This window comes from Acidimicrobiales bacterium, from assembly GCA_036399815.1.
Classification (GTDB): Bacteria; Actinomycetota; Acidimicrobiia; order Acidimicrobiales; family DASWMK01; genus DASWMK01.
This window is the reverse complement of the sequence record DASWMK010000115.1, coordinates 1-3779: the sequence shown is the minus strand read 5'-3', so window position 1 is coordinate 3779 and position 3779 is coordinate 1. Positions and strand designations below refer to the sequence as shown.

6 protein-coding genes are annotated in these 3779 nt (G+C 77.9%); all 6 read right to left on the bottom strand.

The genetic code is table 11. The annotated features are described in order from the left end of the window. Positions 1–331 precede the first annotated feature (331 nt). Entirely contained in the window at positions 332–772 is a 441-nt protein-coding gene (locus tag VGB14_08230; protein ID HEX9992897.1) for a septum formation initiator family protein, read from the bottom strand. Then, on the bottom strand, positions 769–1701 hold the full coding sequence (rsmH, locus tag VGB14_08225) for a 16S rRNA (cytosine(1402)-N(4))-methyltransferase RsmH (protein HEX9992896.1): 933 nt from the start codon (positions 1699–1701) through the stop codon (positions 769–771). Before rsmH ends, VGB14_08230 begins: the two co-directional genes overlap by 4 nt. A gap of 128 nt (positions 1702–1829) precedes the next feature. Then, complete coding sequence (locus VGB14_08220) at positions 1830–2249, bottom strand: division/cell wall cluster transcriptional repressor MraZ (protein HEX9992895.1); 420 nt, start codon at positions 2247–2249, stop codon at positions 1830–1832. Positions 2250–2375: 126 nt separating this feature from the next. Then, positions 2376–2981, bottom strand: coding sequence for a hypothetical protein (locus tag VGB14_08215; protein HEX9992894.1), 606 nt, complete (start codon positions 2979–2981; stop codon positions 2376–2378). Between the two features lie 53 nt (positions 2982–3034). Continuing rightward, on the bottom strand, positions 3035–3544 hold the full coding sequence (locus VGB14_08210; GenBank protein ID HEX9992893.1) for an HNH endonuclease: 510 nt from the start codon (positions 3542–3544) through the stop codon (positions 3035–3037). A 9-nt stretch (positions 3545–3553) separates the two neighbouring features. Then, positions 3554–3779, bottom strand: a 226-nt coding sequence (locus tag VGB14_08205; GenBank protein ID HEX9992892.1) for a hypothetical protein, incomplete at its 5' end; no start/stop codon positions are given.

The following is a 3779-nucleotide window of genomic DNA, read 5'->3' as shown; positions in this document are numbered from 1 at the left end:
CCGGCCGTCGCGCCGGCGCGGCGAGCGGGGCGGCCGGACGGGACGGGCGCACCGAGGGCGGCCGTCGCGCCGGCGCGGCGAGCGGGGCGGGCGGACGGGACGGGCGCACCGAGGCCGGCCGTCGGCCTGTCGCCGGCCCGGCCCGAGGGGCGCGGCGGGCGGCGGGGGTCGGGCGGGAGCGACCGGCGGGGCGGCGCCCCGGCGGCGCCCCGCGAGCGGCGGGCGGCCCCCTCGCGGGCGGGCGCCGAGCGGGTGGGCGCGGCGGTGCCCCTGGCCAGGGGCGAGGGGCCGTAGGGGCTGGTCGTGCGGCGCTCGCCCGGGCGGGCGGGCATCAGCCGCCGCCCTGGTCGGCCGCCGGGCGGTCGGCGCCCAGCACCTCCTCGGCCAGCTCCGGCGACGGGGTGAGGTACACGACGTCGGCGGCCGGCACCATGCCGAGCCGCTCGGTCGCCTCGCGCACGATCCGGTCGGGCGACTCCAGCTCGGCGACCTCGAGCCGCAGGCGCTCGTACCGCGCTTCCTGCTCGGCCACCCGGCGGTCGAGCACGTCGAGCTCGCCCTGGTCGGCGACCAGCACCGTGTGCATGGCGGTGACCCCGAACAGGCTGCCGACGACCACGACGGCCACGAGGGTGCAGAGGATCCTGGCCCGGCGCCGCCGGGCGGCCGGCGACAGCTCGTCGGGGTCGACGACCCGCAGGTCGGGCCGGGCCCGGCGGGGCCGGTCGAGCTCGGGGACGGCGAGGACGCGGGAGCGGACGGTGGTGCTCATGCCGCCAGCCGCTCCACGGCCCGGAGCCGGGCGCTCTCGGCCCGGCGGTTGGCGGCGACCTCGTCGGCCGCGGGCATCCACGCGCCCCGGCGGAGCAGGCGGAACCGGGGCTCGGCCCCGCACGTGCAGGGCAGGCCGGGCGGGCAGGTGCACCCGCCGGTCGCCGCCTCCTTGAACCGCTCCTTCACGATGCGGTCCTCGCCCGAGTGGTAGGCGAGCACGGCGCACCGGCCGCCCGGCGCCAACAGGTCGAGGGCGGCGTCGAGGGCGACGGGCAGCACCTCGAGCTCCCGGTTGACGGCGATGCGCAGGGCCTGGAACGTGCGCCGGGCCGGGTGGCCGTGCCCCCGCCGCCGCGCCGGCGCCGGCACGGCGTCGGCGACGAGCTCGGCCAGCCGTGCCGTCGTGTCCACCGGGCGGGCGGCCACGATCGCCCTCGCGATGCGGTTGGCGAAGCGCTCGTCGCCGAGGGTGCGCAGCAGGCGGGCCAGCTCGTCGCCGCCCCAGGTGTTGACGATGTCGGCCGCGGTCACCGGGTCGCGCCGGTCCATGCGCATGTCGAGGGGGGCGTCGGCCCGGTAGCTGAAGCCCCGGTCGGGCCGGTCGAACTGCGGCGAGCTGACCCCGAGGTCGAACAGGACGGCGGACACCGGGCCGTCGACCACCGACGCCAGCTCGTCGAAGCGGGCGTGGACGAGCCTGGCCCGGTCGCCGAAGGGCGCGAGGCGCTCGCCGGCGGCGGCGATGGCGTCGGCGTCGCGGTCGAGGCCGACGAGCCGCAGGTGGGGCGCGGCGGCGAGCACGGCGGCCGCGTGGCCGCCCCCGCCGACGGTGGCGTCGACGTAGGTGCCGGCCGGGACGGGGGCCAGCACCTCGACGACGCGGTCGACCATGACCGGGAGGTGGGAGAAGGTGGGGGGCTCGCTCATCGGCAGCCCCCCGGCCAGCCGGCGCTCGCCGGGATGTCTCCCCGACTGAGCTCGATGGGCAGCGGGCGGAGTAGGGGCCTTCCATCTGGCTGGCCGAGGGGCTGCGGATGAGCGAACCGGCACCGCACTCAGATCCCGAGCTCGGCCACGGCCGCCGCCAGGCTGGCGTCGGCCTCCTCGGTGATCCCCTGCCACGTGGCCGGGTTCCACAGCTCGATGCGGTCGAAGTTGCCGGTGATGACGACCTCGCGCTCGATCGAGACGAGGGAGCGGAGGTGGGCGGGGATCGAGATGCGCCCCTGGCCGTCGGGGGTGACCGGGTGCGACAGCGAGGCGAAGCGCCGCAGGGCGTTCACGGACAGCTTCCCGGCCCTCGCCTGCTCCTGCATGTAGGTCCTCACCTCCTCGAACGCCGGCGGCGCCCAGAGCGCCAGGCAGGCGTCGAGCTTGGACAGGACGCCGTGCTCGCCGAGCTGGAGCCGGAACCCGGCGGGCAGCACGACCCTGCCCTTGTCGTCGAGCGTGTGCTCGAAGGTCCCGACGAACACGCCGCTCCCTCATCGTCGATCCGATGGTTCTCCAGGCGGCACCCCTTCGAACCACTGCGACCCACGGTATGCCACTTCTCCCCACCCGTCAACCGCGTCCGCGCCGAGCGTGGGGAACTTGCGGGCTCAGGCCGGGAGGGCGTCCCCCAGCGCGGCGGCCACGTCGGCCAGGGGGACGGGCACGCCGGCGGCGACGGCGGCCAGGTCGGCGGCGCCCGCGGCGCGGTCGGCGTCGGCCAGCGCGAGCAGGTCGAGCAGGGGGACGGGGTCCCACCGGCCGAGGAGCGCGCACTGGAAGCGGGCCGCCGCCCTCGTCCGGCGCTGGGAGACGCCGAGCACCTTGGCGCCGCCGACCGTCGCCTCCCCCGGCGCCAATCCCGCGAAGCACACGAGCGACGACCACCGGGTGCGCACCATCGGCCCCCGGTGGACCTCGGCGGCCACCCCGCAGGCGGCCAGCGCCGCGCCCCACGCCGACCCGAGCCACGCCGCCGACCGGGACACGTCGTCGTCCCACAGCGCGTCGGCCCTCGGTAGCACCACGTCCACCCAGAGCACGGCGCCCGGCGCGAGGTGGACGGCCCCTCCCCCGCTGCGCCGGCGGACGACCTCGACCCCGGCGGCGGCCGCCCGCGCCCGGTCGACGACGGCGTCGGGCTGGGTGCTGCCGAGCACGACGGCCGGGCGGTCCACGGCGAAGGTCCACACCGCCCGCTCGACGGGCTCGGGCACGGCGCGGGCGTGGAACTCGGCGGCCGACCCCGACCAGGACTCGGTGCGCCAGGTCAGGCCGACAGCGACGCGTCCGACTCGAGGTACGGGGTCCAGTGCTCGGGCACCTCGCCGACGGCGACGATCACCCAGGTGAGGTGCCGGGGCACGGCCGGGCGCCGGACGAGCGTCATCGACGTCTCGCTCAGGAGCCGGTCCCGCTTGCGGGCGTTGCACGGCCGGCAGGCGGCCACGACGTTCTCCCACACGTGCTCGCCACCGCGGCTGCGGGGGACGACGTGGTCGATGCTGTCGGCCGCCGCGCCGCAGTACTGGCAGCGGGACCCGTCCCTCGCGAACACGGCCCGCCGGTTGAGCGCGGCCCGCCGCCGGTACGGGACCTTCACGAAGTAGCGCAGGCGGATGACGGACGGGACGTCGACGGTGACGTGCTCGGAGCGGACGACGGTGCCGGTGCCGTGCACGACCTCGGCCTTGTGGTCGAGGACGAGCACCACGGCCCGCCGGGCCGGCACGACGCACAGCGGCTCGTAGCTGGCGTTGAGCACGAGTGCCCGGCCCATGGCGGGACGTTACCCGTGCCCGCGTGCCGAGTGCGGCCAGGATCGGCACCAGCGCAGCCAGGCGACGAGGTCGGCCGGGGCCGGCTCCCGGTCCGGGTCGCCGTAGGCCGTCTGGAGGCGGAAGCGCAGCCAGGCGGGGTCGGGCAGGGGCAGGAACGGGCGGCGCCGCCACCATCCCGGCCGGGCCAGGCGGGCGGCCTGGACGGCGGCCGTCGGCCAGAGCGACGGGTGGCGG

Coding starts and splice junctions, on each gene's coding strand:
- VGB14_08230 (HEX9992897.1), bottom strand. CDS start 772: ATGAGCACCACCGTCCGCTCCCGCGTCCTCGCCGTCCCCGAGCTCGAC.
- rsmH (HEX9992896.1), bottom strand. CDS start 1,701: ATGAGCGAGCCCCCCACCTTCTCCCACCTCCCGGTCATGGTCGACCGC.
- VGB14_08210 (HEX9992893.1), bottom strand. CDS start 3,544: ATGGGCCGGGCACTCGTGCTCAACGCCAGCTACGAGCCGCTGTGCGTC.